A 15,733-nucleotide genomic window follows, 5' to 3' on the forward strand; every position below is an offset into this window, starting at 1 on the left:
GGGTAGGGCGCCACGTCGAAACTGGAGCAGCCCGTGCTTGACGATATCGGAACGATCAGAGCGCAGTTCACAGCGCATGAAACGCTGGACGGCCGGATCGATCAGGCCTTCGAGGCGATGAAGCAGATCGGCTTCGAGGCGCTGATCTACGACTACACGCCGGTGCCCTACGATCTCGACGGCGCGATCATGATACCGTCGCTGCTGAAGCTCAGGAACATTTCCGACGACATGCACGACTACTGGTTCAATCAAGGCTATTTCCGTATCGATCCGGTGCAACAGGTGGCGCTGCGCACCTCCGCACCCTTCTTCTGGAACTACGACCCGGACGCCGACACGCTGATCAGGGGTTTCATCAACGAGGACACGGCGCCGGTGACGCGCTATTTGAGCGAACGCGACATGTCGACCGGCGTCACCGTCCCGGTCCATATGCCACGCGGCGACTATGCGACGGTCACCGGCATCCGCTTCGGCGGTAACGACGAGTTCGAACGGCACGCCCTGCGTTATATCGCCGACTTCAACCTGCTGGCCCACGTCTTCCATGAGAGCGCCTATACGCTTTTCGACACGCGGGCGAAAAGCGTCGGCACGATCCGGCTGACCGAGCGGGAACGCGAATGCCTGCGCCATTCGGCGGAAGGTTATTCCGCCAAGGAAATTTCCCGCATCATCGATCGTTCCGTGCCGACCGTCGTCATGCATCTGAACGCCGCGGCCAAGAAACTCGGCGCCCGCAACCGCACCCAGGCCGTGGTGCGCGCCACCCATTACCGCCTGCTCGAAGACCGGCCGACCCATCATTGGCCACCCTATAACTTGTGATAGCTGCCTTCACCGTTGCCGCCGCGTTATGCTTTTTTCATACGGCCAAGAGATGGAGACGCCCGTGGGCGAAGTCACGACCAAAGAAGCCTATTTGCCCTTTCGCGACTATCGCACCTGGTATCGCGTCACCGGTTCGCTTGCCAGTGGCAAGCTGCCGCTCGTCGTCGCCCATGGCGGACCCGGCTGCACCCATGATTATGTCGATTCCTTCAAGGATATCGCCGCTCTCGACGGCCGCCCGGTCATCCATTACGACCAGCTCGGCAATGGCAATTCCACCCGCCTTCCGGAAAAGGGTCCGGATTTCTGGACGGTCGGCCTGTTCCTCGAAGAACTGGATGCGCTGCTTTCCCATCTCGGCATTCAGGATCGTTATGCCTTTCTCGGCCAGTCCTGGGGCGGCATGCTCGGCGCCGAACATGCGGTGCGCCGGCCTGAAGGCCTGAAGGCGCTTGTTATCGCCAATTCGCCGGCCAACATGCACACCTGGGTTTCGGAGGCGAACCGGCTAAGGCAGGAACTGCCACAGGAGGTGCAGGACACGCTGCTGAAGCATGAGCTGGCGGGAAGCCTCGCCGATCCGGACTATATCGCCGCCTCGCGCGTCTTCTATGACCGCCATGTCTGCCGCGTGGTGCCGTGGCCGCCTGAAGTGGCGCGCACCTTCGCGATCATGGACGAGGACAATACCGTCTACCGCAACATGAACGGCCCGACCGAGTTTCACGTCATCGGCACGATGAAGGACTGGACGATCGAAACCAGGCTCGACCGCATCGAGGCCCCGACGCTGCTGATCTCGGGAAAATACGACGAGGCGACACCCCTGGTGGTAAGGCCCTATCTCGAACACGTTCCCGGCTGCGAATGGGTGCTCTTCGAAAATTCCAGCCATATGCCGCATGTCGAGGAAAAGCAGCTTTGCCTGGCGACCGTTTCCACTTTCCTGTCACGGCACGATTGAGAACTCACCCAATCCGCTTCTTGCCGCGGAAATGACGCTTGGGATAGTCTCCGTCCCATTCGAAAGCGAATGGGACGGACCAATGAACGATCATCCGCAAGCAGGAAGCGCGACCATCCTTGCAACGAGCAGGGGGCGTGGCTGGCGCGGCTTGGAGGCCGAGCTGCTGCGCATTCCGCCCGGCCGCACCCATATTGCAGGGACACCCTATCATCGCCTCGGAATCCACGTCGGCCGACCTGTGCGAGCGCAATGCCGCTGTGACGGGCGGGAGCATCGCCGGCTGCAGAAGCACGGCGATATCGATGTGGTGCCAGCCGGCCTGGATGGCGTCTGGGAGGACGACGGCGAATGCATGATCCTGCGGCTGAAGATCAGCAAGGATCTTTTCCATCAGGCTGCCATCGACCTCGGACGCGATCCCGCGGAAGCGATGGCGCCGAAATTTCAGCTCCGCGATCAGCGACTCGAGGCAATCGCCTGGGCCTTGAAAGCGGAGCTCGAAGCGGACGAGCCGTCCGACCATCTCTATGCCGATACGCTGGCAACAGCCTTGGCGCTCCGTCTGGTCGAGGCCGGCAGCGGCAGTTCTCGCCCGGCGGATGCCGGTAGAGCGCTCTCGCCCCGTCAGAAGCGGATACTTACCGACTACATCGAGGACAATCTCGACGCGCTGCTTTCGCTTGCCGAACTTGCCGGTCTTGCCGGTCTTGCCGGTCTTGCCGGACTCAGCCTCTCGCGCCTGAAGACGCAATTTCGAAATAGTTTCGGCATACCGCCGCATCAATATGTGATGCAACGCCGGGTCTCGCGCGCCGAGGCACTGATTCGGACCTCTGGCCTGCCGCTGAGCCAGATCGCGCTGGCGGCAGGCTTTGCGCATCAAAGCCATATGGCAAACAGCATGAAGCGGCTGCTCGGCATCAGCCCAGGCACCATCGCCCGCTTGGTCAATTGACGAAAAATGGCCGATCCTGCAACGGATCGGCCGAATGCGCAGGCCAGATCCACGACATCAAGGCATCCTCTTTCGATAGCGAACAAGCGAAGGAGAGAACAATGTTTGTCATCTTCGGCGCCACCGGCAAGGTCGGCAAGGCAACGATAACAAAGCTTTCGGCCGAGGGCGCTCCCGTCAGGGCGGTGCTCCGTGATCGCGGCAAGGCTGCACCACTTGCAGCACTCGGATGCGAGATCGCCATTGCCGAGATTGGCGATGCCGATGCCATGGCCGGCGCGATGAGGAATGCGACAGCCGTCCAGCTCATTTGCCCAATCAATCCGCATGCTGCCGATGTCAGACGCCAGATGCTGCGATCAATCGAGCGGATGGCGGACGCGATCGACGCCGCCCGGCCGCCGCGCGTCCTGGCGATCTCGGATTACGGCGCACATCTGACGATCGATACCGGCATTACCAGCCTGTTCCATGCGATGGAGGAACGGTTCCGGCAATGCGCTACCGAGATGGTCTTTCTGCGCTCGGCCGAACATATGGAAAACTGGGCACGCTACCTGAAGATCGCTGGCGAGACCGGCATAATGCCGAGCATGCACCAGCCGCTATCGCGGCCTTTCCCGACGGTCTCCGCCGCCGATATTGGCGGTATGGCAGCCGACCTTCTGCTGGCCGGCGAGGAACATGGACATTCGCCGCGGATCGTCCATGGCGAGGGGCCGCGCGAATACACGGCGCTCGAGATCGCTGCGGCCTTGGGGCGGTTAATGACCCGGAGCGTCGTCGCACGCGAACTGCCGCGTGCCGATTGGCCGGCAACGCTGACGCGCGCAGGACTTTCGCACAATTACGCCGATCTGATCGTCAGGCTCGCCGATGTGCACAATAAAGGCCTGATCGGAGTGGAAGCCGGCGACGGCGAAATCCGCCGCGGCCGCACGGACCTTTCCGCTGCTCTTGAACTGTTTCTTCCCCATGCTCCGCGGGCTGAGGTAGTCGATCATGTCAGGCGTGGAGAGGAGCCCAACCAGGGATGGTAGGTTCCGATGATCTCTATCAGCCGACCAGCCATTTCTTGGCGACACGGCATGCCATCGTATAGGCCGGATCGAAGACGTTGCCGACGTCATAGCGCACCACCTGGCCGAGCAGATGGCTGGCCGCCGTCCTGTCCAGGCCATAGTCCGATGCCAGCCAGGTCAGCATTTCGCTGGTCGCATGCTGGAGCGCCTGATCGAGGGGCCGGGCATTGCCGATGGTGAAGATATCGTCGGCGGTTTCCCCGCGCGGCCAGACCAGGCCGGCCTTCTTCTCCACCGTCAGCCGCACCGTGACGTCGAAGGTGGTCTCGACACCGGTGCCGACGATCTCGCCATCCCCTTGCACCGCATGGCAGTCACCGAGAAAGAACAAGGCGCCGGGCGCCGCGACCGGGAAGCGGACCGTGGTGCCCGGGCCGAACAGCCGATAATCCATGTTGCCGCCATATTCGCCGCTGGTCGCGGTCGATATCGCCTGGCCGAGGCTGGGCGCCACGCCGAAACAGCCGATCATCGGGGCGAGAGGCAGAACGAAATTTTCGAGGCCGGAGACGGGCTCGGAAAGCCGGACGGTCAATGCCTCGCGATCGATGGCCCAGATGGCGACATCGCGCGGCGGCAGGTCACGAACCGCTTCGGGATCGACGACATTGGCCGCGACGACGCTGCGTGTAAAACCCGTATCCCTGGTCGGGGTCATGCTGATGATCTCGACTCGCAACGCATCTCCGGGCTCAGCCCCTTCCACGAAGATCGGGCCGTTCATCGGATTGCCGCCAGGCGCCTGCTTGATACCGTCCTTGTCATGCCCGGCAGCGTCGAGCGTCTCGGTGACGACCGTATCGCCGTCGGCAATATGCAGGGCCGGCTGAAGAGAGCCGATGACATTGTGAAAGCTTGTCGGAATGAAGCGGTGCGTGGTCATGAGAATACAGCTCTCGCTCGTTTCGAATATCAGGAGCCTGCGGCTGGACTGCCCGGCGGAGAGAGTTCGAGACTAGATCAGAGATTGCCTGCAATGCCAATATTCGCACACCAGGAGATGATCACGCCTCAACCGATGTCGAGGCGTGATCGGATCGACGTTCAGAATTTGAAGCTGGTGCCGACCGTGACCTTTTGCTGATTGACCTCGAAATCGCCAAGCGCCGAGCCGAAATCCTTGCGTCCGAAGTCGTCATAACGATATTCGGCGCGCATCACTATATTGTCGGTCAGGGCATGTTCCACGCCGCCGCCGGCTGTCCAGCCGATCAGAATGTCGTCCTTCTTGCCAACGCCGGGCACGTCGACTTCTCCACCGGCCGCGGCCAAACCTCCGGTTCCGTAGATCAGCGTACGGTCCAAGGCATATCCCACGCGCCCGCGCGCCGAGCCGTCCCATTTGAGGGAAACGTCGCTCCCGTCCTTCCAGTTGTAGTTGAAGTCATTCTCGATACCGAAGACGAAGGGACCGTGCTGGAAATTATATCCACCATAGATACCCGTCGAACCTCCATCCAGATCCTGCTCGGAACCGTTGAGATAGCTCGCATGTGTCGAGGTGTATCCGCCTTGAAGCCCGAGATAAAATCCCGACCAGTCGAAGGCCGACTGGGTCTGTGCCTGCTGGATGTAAGCGGGATCTTGAACCACGGCATCGGCGGCAAAAGCCGGCACGGCCGAGAAAGCCACGGCGGCCAGCGTGATTATCTTTGTGTACATTAAAGTGCCTCGTCATTTCGATGATTGGAAAGGGCGTCAGCAAACCGGCAAGTCGGCTGGGAGCGATGCATTATGCTGCGGTTCGGTGTTGCGGTTTGCGCTTTATTGTTGCGATATGTTGTGACGGGGAGCGTCTTGGAACGCGGGGCGGTCGCGCGCGATTTAATACAAGCTATTGTAATTTAAAATATATTTTAGTTCCATAACATGCATTATGCAACTTTTTCATGTAGCGGGGTGGGTTCAAGGATGAAGTGCGACCCATCGGGTGTCGCTTCACCCGCGCCCTCGCCGCTTGCCAAAATCTGCTCCGCGCAGGAACTCCCTCGTCGCCCATTTGTTTTACAGTCTGCACCACCCGGACGTTTGCCCAAGGTGCAATCGGCGACAGTGGAGCTGATCCGTGGACATGACGCGCATCCGAGAACGCATGGTGGAGCACCAGGTGTCAGGTCGTGGTATTCGCGATCAAAACGTCACCAGGGCAATGCGCCTGGTGCCGCGCGAAAAATTCGTCGCTCCAGGCTTCGAGGAATTCGCCTATGAGGATGCGCCGCTGTCGATTGGCGAGGGCCAGACAATTTCGCAGCCGTTCATCGTGGCTCTCATGCTCGAAAAGGCCGATCTGGATGCCGGCGACAAAGTGCTCGAGGTCGGAACGGGCTCCGGATACGCTTCAGCCCTCATCAGCCGGATAGCAGGCCACGTCTATTCCATCGAGCGCCATGAAAGCCTGGCGCTTCAGGCCAAGGAACGGTTCGAGAAGCTGGAATACGACAACATTGACGTTCGCGTCGGCGATGGCAGCAAGGGCTGGGCGGAAGCCGCTCCGTTCGATGCCATTATCGTTTCTGCGAGCGCACCCGAGGTGCCAAGCGCCTTGAAAGAACAGTTGACCCTCGGAGGGCGGCTGATCATTCCGGTCGGACGTAGTGAAGCGCAGCGCCTGAAACGCCTCACCCGTACCGGGGCCAACGCCTTCGAGGAAGAGGATCTCGGCGGGGTGCGCTTCGTTCCCTTGATCGGCGAAGGCGCCTGGACTGCTACGCATCCGATGTACACGGCAACGGCCCCGTCATCACCGGGAACTTTTGCGTCCGCGCTGACACTCTTTACGACCGACATCGGCCTGTCCTACGTCAAGAGGTGGTGGCCTCGCGCAGCTCATATCATCGATGGCGTTCCGACCGTTCTGGTGACGGATGGCGTCTACGACGAACGCGCGCTCAAAGGAGCCCGGCTGCAGAAGGAAGATGTCATGCAGGCAGCGCGAAGCCAGGAAGGTATCGAGAGCGTGACGGAGATAAAATCTGCCATCCTCGAAGTGAGCGGCAACATCAGCATCATCAAGAAGCAGAAATCCGGCTGACTCATTTCGAGCGGATAGCCGCCTGGGAATGCGCTTCAGAAGGACAGGTCAAGCACCCTGCCCTCGAACAGGCGGTCCCGGGAGCCTTCGAGATGCGCCTTCATCAGCCTCTGCGCATCGTCAGGCCGGCCATCGGCGATCGCCTTGTAGATGGCGTTGTGCTCTTCATAGACCTGTTCCAGCCCCTGGCGCGGGCCGAGCAGGGAGAGGCCGTGGAGATGCATGCCGACGGCGATATGGGCCTTCAGCGCATCGATCGAGGCCGTGTAATAATGATTGTTGGCGGCTTCGGTGACGGCACGATGGAACATGAAATCGGCGTCGGTGCGGTGAAGCTGATGGCTGGTCGCTTCACGCAGATCCGCAAGCGCGCTGGCGATCTTCTGGATCGCCTGCTCATTGCGGCGCTTGGCAGCGAAATAGGCCGCCGCCGGCTCGATCGTCAGGCGGAATTCGTAACAGCGCTGAATATCGGCGATCGTCTTGACTGGCGAATAGGCAAGCTGCGTCGTCGGCGATCCATGCGCGCTGACGAAAGTGCCGGCGCCCTGCCGGGCATAGACCATGCCCTGATCGCGCAGGCGCGCCAGCGCATCGCGGACGATCGGCCGCGACACACCCAGCATCGAGGCAAGCTCATGCTCGCCGGGAAGGCGTGAATCCGGCGGATAGTTTCCGCCGCGGATACGCTCGAGCAACTGGTCGAAGACGCGATCGACCAACTTGACGGCCTTGCCGCGTTCCGGCTTGCCCGGCGGGCCGGCTTCCGCGTTCAAAGATTCGCCATTCACTTCAGCCACGTCATTCTCCCCGGCGGTATCTTACTAGAGCATGATGCCGAAAAGCGTGAGCCGTTTTCGGACGACATCATGCTCTCATCCTGTTCTATGCCGCCCGATTCCAACGAACCAGTCTTAGCAAACTATCGGGCTTGCCGAAGCCCCCGGACTTCACGGCGCACCGAAAATGCCGACCATCGGCGGCCGTGACATCGAACCATGGCACGCCGGCTTCGATCTCGCCCTTCGGGGCGAGCACCCTGACCCCGAGCGCATGGAAAACGGCAAGCGCCGTGTCGCCACCCCCGAGCATCAGCATGTCAGGCCCGGTATCGTCGATAACCGTTTTGACGCCTGCCGCAAAACGGTGGGCGACCAGTGCTGCATCGGCTGCCATATCGCCGGAGCAGCGCAGTAGCGCCGGCAGCGCCATGCCCTCCCCGCCTTCGATCTCCCCCATCGGCGCGTCCACCACCATGCGCAGGACGCCCGAAGCTTCGAGCCGGTCCATCTGGGCTATGGTAATCGGGTCGCGCGAGCCGAAGGCAAATAGCGTACCTTGGGTCGCTGCAAATTCCGGCATTGGCTGTCGCTCCTCTTCGCCAAGCCGGCGGGCAAGTGCGGCGCCGAGACCCCGGGCGCCCACCGCAAGTGTCAGCCGCCAGTCATGATCGGCAACGATCTGGTCGAGATCCATATCGTCCTCCGCATCGGCAACGGCAACATTGCCCGCGCGGCCCTTGAACAGATCGGCGATCGGCAGCGGCCCGTCGACGCCGCGGCCGACGACGCAGCCCCGGTAGGTCACGCGCTCCTGATCGGGAATGGCGGGCGCCACGAGGATGGTCTCCAGGCCGAGCACCTCCGCCAGCGCCAGGCTTTCCGCCGCGACATTACCCTTCAACCGGGAGTCGATCTTCTTCATGACGATATCAGGCTTTGCGCCGCGAAGCGCCCCAGTCGCGTGGCGCACCCTCTCGGCAGCTTCGCGCTCGCCAATGGCGCGCGATGCAGTATTGACGACGACGACATCACAACCGGTGGCGACCGCATCCTGAGCAGCCTCGACATCGACGGCGACCGAAACCGAGAGGCCGGCTTCGACGAAGGGCGTGCCGGTATCGAGCGCACCCGTCAGATCATCGGCGATGATAACGGCCTTCAGCGTCATGCGGTCTGTCCGGTGTTGACGGCGTGGCAGGCGACGAGATGGCCGGGTTTCGCCTCCTTCCACGCGGGAATGATATTGCTGCAGACATCCATGGCGATCGGGCAGCGCGTGTGGAAACGGCAGCCCGACGGCGGGTTCAGCGGGCTCGGCACGTCGCCCTGCAGGATCTGGCGCTGACGCGTGCGCTCATGCTCCGGATCGGTATCCGGAACGGCCGACAGCAGCGCTTTGGTATAGGGGTGCAGCGGATTGTCGAAGAGTTCCTCGCGGGTGGCAAGTTCGGCCAGCCGCCCAAGATACATGACGCCGACGCGGGTGCTGATGTGGCGCACCACGGCGAGGTCATGGGCGATGAAGAGATAGGTCAGCCCATATTTCTCCTGCAGATCCAGCAGCAGATTGATGATCTGTGCCTGGATCGACACGTCGAGCGCCGAGATCGCCTCGTCGCAGACGATGAATTTCGGCTGGCAGGCGAGCGCGCGGGCGATGACGACGCGCTGGCGCTGGCCGCCGGAAAGCTCGTGCGGGTAACGTTGGGCAAATCGCTTGGGCAGGCCGACATCGGTGAGCAGCGTCGCCACCCTCTCCTTCAGCTCCGCCTTGGTGCAGAGCTTGTGGAAGAGGATCGGCTCGCCGATCGCTTCGCCCACCGTCATCCGCGGATTGAGCGTCGAATACGGATCCTGGAAGACGATCTGCAGGTCGCGGCGGAAGGGCCGCATCTGCTTTTCGTCGAGCGTCGCGAGATCCTGACCCTTGTAGACGACCTTGCCGCTGGTCGCCTTGTAGAGGTTGAGGATGGTGAAACCGGTCGTGGACTTGCCGCAGCCGGATTCACCGACAAGGCTCAGCGTCTCGCCTTCCATGATGTCGAGGTTGACATTGTCGAGCGCATAAACGGTCGCCGAACGCTCCCCGAAGGCGCCGAGCTTGACGTGGAAATGCTTGACCAGGTTTTCGACCTTGAGCAGCGGTTCGGCACCCATCATGCGGCCTCCTGCATTCTCTGGACGACGAAACAGGCGGCGCGATGATTGCTGCTGCCGCTCAGCGGTTCGAGTTGCGGCACCTTCTCGTGACAGATGTTTTCCACAAGCGGACAACGCGGCGCAAACGGGCAGCCCTTCGGCCGGCGGCCAGGCTCCGGCGGCGTGCCGCCGATCGAGCTCAACCGGCTTGCCGGCGGGTCTGACAGTTTCGGGATCGAGGACAGCAGACCGCGCGTATAGGGATGGCTCGGGCGGGCATAGAGTTCGTCGACCGGCGCGTCCTCGACCACGGTGCCGGCATAGAGCACGGCGACGCGATCGACGAGGCCGGCGATCAGCGCCAGGTCATGGGTGATCCAGACCACCGACATGCCGAGCTTGGCGCGCAGTTCCTTCACCAGATCAACGATCTGGGCCTGGATGGTGACGTCAAGCGCCGTCGTCGGCTCATCGGCGATCAGAAGTTTCGGGTTGCAGGCAAGGCCGATCGCGATCATCACCCGCTGGCGCATGCCGCCGGAAAGTTCGTGCGGATAGGCCTGCAGGCGCTCCTCCGGGCCGGGAATGCCGACCAGGCGCAGAAGCTCGACAGCGCGCGTGCGGGCTTCGGCCTTTTTCATGCCGCGGTGGTAGATCAGCGGCTCGCAGATCTGGTCGCCGACGCGCATGACGGGATTGAGCGAGGTCATCGGATCCTGAAAAACGAAGCCGATATCGCCGCCGCGCACCTTGCGCAGCTCTCGATTGGACATTGTCTGCAGGTCGCGCCCGTCGAACGTCGCCGATCCCCTGGTGACCTTGATCTTGTTCGGCAGCAGGCGCATCAGGCTCAACATGGTCAGGCTCTTGCCGCAGCCGGATTCGCCGACGACGCCGAGGGTCTCGCCCTTGTCGACATGGAGATCGATGCCGTCGACGACGACGGCCGGGCCGTTACGGCCGTCGATTTCGACGGTAAGGCCTCTGACATCGAGCAGGCGGTCGGTGCTTTTGGTGTCCATCATTTGCTGCCCCGCGGATTGAGCGCGTCGTTGAGGCCGTCGCCGAGGAAGCTGAAGGCAACCGAGGCAAGGCCAAGCACGGCCGCCGGAGCGGCGAGAAGATGCGGATAATGCTGCCAGACGCGAAGCCCGTCCGAGATCATGTTGCCCCAGCTGGGCGTCGGCGGATTGACACCCACGCCGAGGAAGCTGAAGGCGCTTTCCAGCACCATCGCCGTGCCGAGACCGGCGCTGACCGAGACGATCAACGGCCCCAGCGCATTCGGAATGACATAACGCTTGATGATGATCCAGTTCGACAGGCCGAGCGCCTGGGCCGCGGTGATATAGGGCCGGCTGCGGATCGACAGCACCTGGGCGCGGACGAGACGGGCATAGGGCGGCCAGGAGATCAACGCCATCGACCCGAAGACGAGGATGAAATCCACCCATATCGTCTGGCGGTAGAAGGGATTGAGGGTCTCGAGGTAGCGCGCCTCCATCCATTTGCTGATCGGCGATTTCAGCGAGGCGTTGATGACGACGACGAGCAGCAGGTTGGGAACCGACATCGTCACATCGGTCAGCCACATGATGGCGCGATCGAAGGGATTGCCGAAGAAACCGGCCACCGCGCCGAGCGTGAGGCCGATCACCACCGCGAAAAAGGTGACGATGACGGCGACGAGGAAAGCGGTGCGCGTGCCGAAGACCACACGGCTGAAGACGTCGCGGCCGAGATCGTCGGTGCCGAAGAGATGACTCATCGACGGCAGTGCGTTGCGGGCGTTGAGGTCCTGGCTCAGATAGTCGTAGGGCGTGAGATAGGGCCCAAAGATCGCCGTGAAGGCGAGGATCAGGACGACGACGAGGCCGAAGATGGCAAGCTTGTTGCGCTTCAGCCGGTACCAAGCGTCGCGCCAGAGGCTGACCGGCGGCTCCTCGATGGTTTCAGCGGTGGAAAGAGGGACGGCGGACATGGTCAGCGGCTCCTTCTTGAATCATTGGCGCGTGGATCGAGCAGCGGGTAGAGCACATCCACCAGCAGGTTCGACACCATCACCAGGAACGATCCGATCAGCGTGATGGCCAGAATGACCGGATAATCGGAATTGATCAGCGCCTGCACGGTCAAGCGGCCAAGGCCCGGCAGGCCGAAAACGAGTTCGACGAAGATCGCGCCGTTGACGATGGTGATCATGATCAGGCCGAGCTGGGTGACGACGGGTGTGAGCACCGGCCGCAGGATATGGCGCAGTGCCACGACGATCTCGGGCACGCCCTTGGCGCGGGCGGTCCGGACGAAATCCTCAGACAGCACCTCGATGACGGCGGCGCGCGTCTGGCGCACGATCAACGCGATCGGCTGGAAGGACAGGACGAGCAGCGGCAGCAGTATCCGGACATCGAATATGCCGCCCCAGCCGTAGGGCACGCTTGCACCCGGCAGCAGCACGATGAGGCCGACCATCAGCAGCGGACCGGCGACATAGGCCGGGATCGCCCAGAGGAAGAGCGCCGAGCCCAGAATGGCATAGTCGATGCGCGAATTCTGGTTCAGCGCCGCGATCATGCCGAGCGGAATCGCAACGACGGCTGTCAGGATGATCGAACAGAGAGCCAGCTGGAAGGAGACGGGTGCAGCCGCCGAAACCATTGCCCAGACGGAGCGGCCCGAGGTCAGCGAATTGCCGAACTGGCCGTGCAGCAGGTTCCAGATGTAAAGGCCGAACTGTTCGATGAAGGGCTTGTTGAGGCCGGCACTTTCGCGAATGGCTTCGATGCGCTGCGGATTATAGGCGACATCACCGGGCGCGCGCAGGAAGATCAGCTTGATCGGATCGCCGGCGCCATAGAAGGCCAGCGCATAGACGGCCAGCATCACCACCAGAACCGACGGAATCCAGATGGCAAACCGGGTTAGCACGTAGCGCAGCAAGGCCACCTCCCACCTGTTGTTCGATGCGTTCCCGCTTTTGGCTGCGATCGCATCTCTTCTTCTTGAAACTTGCGCGAAGGCCTTGCAGCCTTCGCGCGGGTTAGTGCCGACAGGGACGGTTTCCGCCGATCAACCGATGGAAATGTTCCAGGGTTCGACCACCTGCCAGTCGAGGTTCTTTTCCAGGCCCTTGACGTCCTTGGTGGCCCAGCGCGACATCGCCTGAGAATACCACGGGATGAAGGCCCAATCGTCGCGGAACGCCTTCTGGGCTTGCTGGGCGAGAGCGATGCGCTGCGGATCATCCGCAGCCTTGGTCGTCGCTTCGGCAAGGGCGCTGTCGACCTTGTCGTTCTTGTACCCGCCGAGCTTGTTCTGTGCGTTCGATGAGGTCGAGGCGATGGAACCCGCGAGATAAGAGACCGCATCGGGCACGCGGGTGCCGACGTCGTCGCGGAAGATCTGGACCGAGTTCTGGTCCGGACCGGCATAGGAGTCCTGCTGCGGCTTCATGTCGACGGCCGTGATGCCGAGATTCTGGCGCCACTGCTCGGCAATGAACTGGGCGGCCGCTTGAATGGCCGGCCCCGAGATGCCGACGAACAGGATCTTCGGCAGGCGCTCCGGCCCGCCATAGGTCGATTCCGCAAGCAGCTTTTTTGCGCCTTCCGGATCATAGGGATAGGGCTCGAAGCCGGAATTGTCAGCGCCCGGAACCGAATTGAGGATCTGGTCGGCCTTCTTGTGCGGCCCATCGGGATAGGACGCCTTGAACAGCCCGTCGCGATCAACCGCCATGATCAGCGCCTGGCGGACCTTCGGATCGTCCATCGGCGCACGGGAGATGTTGAACCAGAAGTGCTGGCTCGTCGGAATCAGTGGTCCTGCCGAGAATTCCGGGCCGAGATCCTGGATGATGGTCGAGGTGATGAGTTCGGTATGGGCGTTGAACTCTCCCGACTTGATCAGCGACGTCGCGCTGACATTGTCTTCGATCGAGGTGATGTCGATGCGTGCAAGCTTCGGCTTCGGCCCGAAGAAATTCTCGTTCGGCTCGAAAGAAAGCTTGCCGGCGTCGATATCGAGGCTCGTGAGCTTGAAGGGGCCGGAGAAGACCGGCTTACTATCCGGCTTGTACCAGTCGATGATCTCCTCGCCGTCGCTGCCGCGCGACTGCGATGCCTTGGTGATCGGCGCGATGTGGTTTGCGAGCCGCATGAAAAAGATCGGATCGGCGGCAGCCAGCGTCACGACGACCGTTCCCTCGTCGGGGGTCGCGACACCCGTCAGCTCGTTGCCGGAGCCGGCAGCGATTTCGGCGTAACCCTTGACCTTGCTCAGCACCTGGTCGGCGCGCTGGTTCTTGGTGTTCGGCATCGAGGCGACTTCCCACGATCCCTTGACGTCGGCCGCGGTGATCTTGCTGCCGTCGGAGAAGACGGCCTTGGGTTCGATCTTGAAGGTCCAGACGGTGTTGTCGGCCGATTCCCAGCTGGTGAAGACGTAAGGCTTGATATTGCCTTGGCTGTCGAAATACATCGGCGAGGCCCACCAGATCGAATTCCAGCGGAACGTCCTGCCGCCGCCGCGCAGCGGCGACCAGTCCTGGTCGAAGGCCGGATGCGCGACCTTCAGCACCTGGCCTTCATCGGCCATCACGATGCGGGCATTCATCCCGAACACGGTCAGGCCGACGCCGGCCGCAAGGCCGAGCTTCAGCGCGTTGCGACGCGATAGATTGGTTTTATCCGTTTGGTCAAAAGACATGGCATTCCCTCCCACGGTGAATTCGGCAGCGCTCTCCCTGCACCTGCCAGGCGCAGCACAATCCGTCCCGTATCGTTCTCTCGTTATTGTAAATATGTCAACAAAAAATCGTTATTTTGATCCGAACAAAATTTCGTTGTAAAAATATATAAACAATAACAGATAGATAAGTTTTCTAATCTGCACCGCAGCACTTTGTCTTCTTGACAAAATGGCCGCAATGGAAAAGTTCTTTGCACTCCATCACGACAGATGAATGACATTTCCATGCGCCATCGGGCGGTTCATCGCCCCCAGACAGGACGCGCCGAGGAGGGCGAAATGAGCCATCACAGGATTACAGGCGTTTTCAGCGCATCGGCAACGCCGCTGACGGCAGACAATACACCTGATCTCGCCCTTTTCACCGATCATTGCCGGCAGTTGCTGGCCGAGGGATGTCATGGCGTGGCGCTGCTCGGCACGACGGGCGAGGCCAATTCCTTCTCCGCAGCCGAGCGCCGCACGATTCTGGAAGCGGCATTGAAGGCCGGCATTCCGGCCGACAGGCTTTTGCCGGGCACCGGTGTCGTCGCCATCCCCGAGACCGTGGAGCTGACCCGGCACGCGCTGTCGCTTGGCGTGACCAAGGTGGTGATGCTGCCGCCCTTCTACTACAAGGGCGTCACCGACGATGGGCTCTTCGCCGCCTATTCGCAGGTGCTGGAAAAAGTCGCCGATACCCGCCTGCAGGTCATCCTCTATCATATCCCGCAGGTCTCCGGCGTGCCGCTCTCCCTTCCGCTGATCGGCCGGCTGATTGCCGCCTTCCCGGAAACGGTCGTCGGCATCAAAGAATCTGCGGGTGATTTCAACAACATGCAGGCAATCATCGCCGCCCATCCCAGTTTTTCGGTGCTGGCGGGCGCCGATCCGCTGCTGCTGCCGCTCTTGAAGGCGGGCGGGGCCGGCTGCATCACCGCCACCTCCAATCTCGTGGCGAATTCGCTGCGCACTGTCTACGACCATGTCCATGACGAGACGCGTGCTGGCGATGTCGAGGCGGCGCAGGCCCGCATCAACGCCTATCGCACGCTGTCCAATTCCTACGTCCAGATCCCCACCATCAAGGCAATGGTGGGGCTGAAAACCGGCAATCCCGCCTGGAGGCGCACGCGCGCGCCGCTGATGCCGCTCGGCGATGCCGACTATGCCGCACTCGCCGATAGCTACGCCAAGCTGCCTTGAGGAGATCCG

Annotated in this window: 15 protein-coding genes and 1 pseudogene; 7 read left to right on the forward strand and 9 right to left on the reverse strand. The window is 61.8% G+C overall.

Annotated features, from left to right (window positions below; translation table 11 throughout):
• Positions 1-33: 33 nt before the first annotated feature.
• From ACMUVN_RS12800 to ACMUVN_RS12815, 4 genes are all read left to right on the forward strand, one after another.
• Positions 34-831 carry a helix-turn-helix transcriptional regulator gene (locus ACMUVN_RS12800; RefSeq protein WP_047613206.1) on the forward strand — a complete coding sequence of 266 codons (798 nt, stop codon included), beginning with the start codon at positions 34-36 and terminating at the stop codon, positions 829-831.
• Positions 832-895: 64 nt separating this feature from the next.
• Positions 896-1,798: a proline iminopeptidase-family hydrolase gene (locus ACMUVN_RS12805; protein ID WP_097594754.1), complete on the forward strand. Its 903-nt coding sequence runs from the start codon at positions 896-898 to the stop codon at positions 1,796-1,798.
• An 82-nt stretch (positions 1,799-1,880) separates the two neighbouring features.
• Complete coding sequence (locus ACMUVN_RS12810) at positions 1,881-2,756, forward strand: helix-turn-helix transcriptional regulator (protein ID WP_414815147.1); 876 nt, start codon at positions 1,881-1,883, stop codon at positions 2,754-2,756.
• A 101-nt stretch (positions 2,757-2,857) separates the two neighbouring features.
• Complete coding sequence (locus ACMUVN_RS12815; RefSeq protein ID WP_097594753.1) at positions 2,858-3,796, forward strand: NAD(P)H-binding protein; 939 nt, start codon at positions 2,858-2,860, stop codon at positions 3,794-3,796.
• A gap of 16 nt (positions 3,797-3,812) precedes the next feature.
• Here the strand turns inward: ACMUVN_RS12815 and ACMUVN_RS12820 are convergent, their stop codons facing one another.
• Both ACMUVN_RS12820 and ACMUVN_RS12825 read right to left on the reverse strand, forming a co-directional pair.
• Positions 3,813-4,721 carry an acetamidase/formamidase family protein gene (locus tag ACMUVN_RS12820; RefSeq protein ID WP_047613208.1) on the reverse strand — a complete coding sequence of 303 codons (909 nt, stop codon included), beginning with the start codon at positions 4,719-4,721 and terminating at the stop codon, positions 3,813-3,815.
• 161 nt (positions 4,722-4,882) lie between these two features.
• On the reverse strand, positions 4,883-5,500 hold the full coding sequence (locus tag ACMUVN_RS12825) for an outer membrane protein (RefSeq protein ID WP_047613209.1): 618 nt from the start codon (positions 5,498-5,500) through the stop codon (positions 4,883-4,885).
• A 403-nt stretch (positions 5,501-5,903) separates the two neighbouring features.
• Here ACMUVN_RS12825 and ACMUVN_RS12830 point away from each other — a divergent pair.
• Positions 5,904-6,596 (forward strand): annotated as a pseudogene (locus tag ACMUVN_RS12830) (protein-L-isoaspartate(D-aspartate) O-methyltransferase); the annotation flags it as partial.
• 33 nt (positions 6,597-6,629) lie between these two features.
• Entirely contained in the window at positions 6,630-6,869 is a 240-nt protein-coding gene (locus ACMUVN_RS12835) for a YetF domain-containing protein (RefSeq protein WP_409527200.1), read from the forward strand.
• Between the two features lie 35 nt (positions 6,870-6,904).
• Here the strand turns inward: ACMUVN_RS12835 and ACMUVN_RS12840 are convergent, their stop codons facing one another.
• The 7 genes from ACMUVN_RS12840 to ACMUVN_RS12870 all read right to left on the reverse strand — a co-directional run bounded on the left by ACMUVN_RS12840 (position 6,905) and on the right by ACMUVN_RS12870 (position 14,497).
• Positions 6,905-7,669: a FadR/GntR family transcriptional regulator gene (locus tag ACMUVN_RS12840; protein ID WP_047613211.1), complete on the reverse strand. Its 765-nt coding sequence runs from the start codon at positions 7,667-7,669 to the stop codon at positions 6,905-6,907.
• 85 nt (positions 7,670-7,754) lie between these two features.
• The gene (locus ACMUVN_RS12845; RefSeq protein WP_047613213.1) at positions 7,755-8,819 is read right to left on the reverse strand and encodes a four-carbon acid sugar kinase family protein; all 1,065 of its coding nucleotides are present in this window, start codon (positions 8,817-8,819) and stop codon (positions 7,755-7,757) included.
• Positions 8,816-9,808, reverse strand: a complete 993-nt coding sequence (locus ACMUVN_RS12850; protein WP_047613214.1) for an ABC transporter ATP-binding protein — start codon at positions 9,806-9,808, stop codon at positions 8,816-8,818. The genes ACMUVN_RS12845 and ACMUVN_RS12850 overlap by 4 nt, the downstream gene beginning before the upstream one ends.
• On the reverse strand, positions 9,808-10,815 hold the full coding sequence (locus ACMUVN_RS12855) for an ABC transporter ATP-binding protein (protein WP_097594751.1): 1,008 nt from the start codon (positions 10,813-10,815) through the stop codon (positions 9,808-9,810). Before ACMUVN_RS12855 ends, ACMUVN_RS12850 begins: the two co-directional genes overlap by 1 nt.
• Positions 10,812-11,771 (reverse strand): ABC transporter permease, encoded by a 960-nt coding sequence (locus tag ACMUVN_RS12860; protein ID WP_047613218.1) that lies wholly within the window; start codon positions 11,769-11,771, stop codon positions 10,812-10,814. The genes ACMUVN_RS12855 and ACMUVN_RS12860 overlap by 4 nt, the downstream gene beginning before the upstream one ends.
• Before the next feature lie 2 nt (positions 11,772-11,773).
• The gene (locus tag ACMUVN_RS12865; protein ID WP_047613496.1) at positions 11,774-12,730 is read right to left on the reverse strand and encodes an ABC transporter permease; all 957 of its coding nucleotides are present in this window, start codon (positions 12,728-12,730) and stop codon (positions 11,774-11,776) included.
• A 129-nt stretch (positions 12,731-12,859) separates the two neighbouring features.
• Positions 12,860-14,497 carry an ABC transporter substrate-binding protein gene (locus ACMUVN_RS12870; RefSeq protein ID WP_097594750.1) on the reverse strand — a complete coding sequence of 546 codons (1,638 nt, stop codon included), beginning with the start codon at positions 14,495-14,497 and terminating at the stop codon, positions 12,860-12,862.
• A 321-nt stretch (positions 14,498-14,818) separates the two neighbouring features.
• Between ACMUVN_RS12870 and ACMUVN_RS12875 the strand changes: the two genes are divergently transcribed.
• On the forward strand, positions 14,819-15,724 hold the full coding sequence (locus tag ACMUVN_RS12875; protein ID WP_028757420.1) for a dihydrodipicolinate synthase family protein: 906 nt from the start codon (positions 14,819-14,821) through the stop codon (positions 15,722-15,724).
• Positions 15,725-15,733: the final 9 nt, after the last annotated feature.

It is taken from the genome of Rhizobium sp. IY2, from assembly GCF_047532935.1.
Lineage (GTDB): Bacteria > Pseudomonadota > Alphaproteobacteria > Rhizobiales > Rhizobiaceae > Rhizobium > Rhizobium anhuiense.

Coding starts and splice junctions, on each gene's coding strand:
- ACMUVN_RS12845 (WP_047613213.1), bottom strand. CDS start 8,819: ATGACGCTGAAGGCCGTTATCATCGCCGATGATCTGACGGGTGCGCTC.
- ACMUVN_RS12810 (WP_414815147.1), top strand. CDS start 1,881: ATGAACGATCATCCGCAAGCAGGAAGCGCGACCATCCTTGCAACGAGC.
- ACMUVN_RS12875 (WP_028757420.1), top strand. CDS start 14,819: ATGAGCCATCACAGGATTACAGGCGTTTTCAGCGCATCGGCAACGCCG.
- ACMUVN_RS12860 (WP_047613218.1), bottom strand. CDS start 11,771: ATGTCCGCCGTCCCTCTTTCCACCGCTGAAACCATCGAGGAGCCGCCG.
- ACMUVN_RS12870 (WP_097594750.1), bottom strand. CDS start 14,497: ATGTCTTTTGACCAAACGGATAAAACCAATCTATCGCGTCGCAACGCG.
- ACMUVN_RS12820 (WP_047613208.1), bottom strand. CDS start 4,721: ATGACCACGCACCGCTTCATTCCGACAAGCTTTCACAATGTCATCGGC.
- ACMUVN_RS12855 (WP_097594751.1), bottom strand. CDS start 10,815: ATGATGGACACCAAAAGCACCGACCGCCTGCTCGATGTCAGAGGCCTT.
- ACMUVN_RS12825 (WP_047613209.1), bottom strand. CDS start 5,500: ATGTACACAAAGATAATCACGCTGGCCGCCGTGGCTTTCTCGGCCGTG.
- ACMUVN_RS12815 (WP_097594753.1), top strand. CDS start 2,858: ATGTTTGTCATCTTCGGCGCCACCGGCAAGGTCGGCAAGGCAACGATA.
- ACMUVN_RS12850 (WP_047613214.1), bottom strand. CDS start 9,808: ATGGGTGCCGAACCGCTGCTCAAGGTCGAAAACCTGGTCAAGCATTTC.